At 58.2% G+C, this 960-nt stretch carries 1 protein-coding gene; it reads left to right on the top strand.

Annotated elements, in window-relative coordinates:
- Nucleotides 1-944 (top strand): MBL fold metallo-hydrolase (locus AC1VNY_RS42485; RefSeq protein WP_482409667.1); only part of this gene is annotated, 944 nt, incomplete at its 5' end.
- Nucleotides 945-960 lie beyond the last annotated feature (16 nt).

Below are 960 nucleotides of genomic sequence, written 5' to 3'. Positions count from 1 at the left end.
CGAGCCGGAAGGTTTCCGATGTTGAGATTGAGCACTTCGGCTGGGGCATCGGCAGTGGCAAGCCGCCGGGTAAAACGTTGATCAGTGAGTTCGGATTGTCGATGCACGTCGAGTCGCGGCGTGACAAGGAAATACGACATGTGCTGGTCGATTTCGGCTTTACACGGGACGCGCTGGTCAACAACGCCGCTCTCGTAGGCATCGATCCGGCCGCGCTTGATGCCCTTGTCTTGAGCCACGGTCACTACGATCATTTTGGCGGTCTCGCCGGCTTTCTTGAACATAACAACGGCAAGCTCAAAGCCAAGCTACCGATTTACATCGGCGGCGAGGACGCGTTCTGCTCCCGCGAATGGACGGCTCCGCCGGTACGCGGCGATTTCGGAGCCTTGGATCGCAAGGCACTGGAAGGCGCGAATGTTGCGGTGACCTATGCAGAAGGGCCGGCGCTGGTCGCCGACCACGGCTTCACCACGGGGCACATCAGCCAAACGAGCTTTGAAAAGCTGCTGTCGCCCAGCGCCATGAAGATCGGCGTGGACCACGGCATTGGATGCTATGCCGACAAGCTTCCGGAAGACGAACGGACGAAGGCTGTCGTCCCGGACCAGTTCCGACACGAGATCGCCACCGCATTCAATCTAAAAGGCCGCGGGTTGATCGTGTTGACGTCTTGCAGCCATCGCGGGTTGATCAACGCAATCAAACAAGCCCAAGTGGCTTCCGGTATCAGCAAGATTCACGCGGTGATCGGTGGATTCCACCTCGCGCCCTACAAGGAGGACTATGTGCGCGACACGATCACAGCGCTAAAGGGTATCGACATCGACTACGTCATTCCACTCCACTGCACTGGTGAGCCGTTCTACGAAATGGCAAAGGCCGAGATGCCGAACAAGCTCCTGCGCTCCTACACAGGTACACGCTTCATCTTCGCTGCCTGAGCAAGAAGCACACACG

This window comes from Bradyrhizobium ferriligni (assembly GCF_056837965.1).
This window is presented reverse-complemented; position numbering and strand designations above follow the sequence as displayed.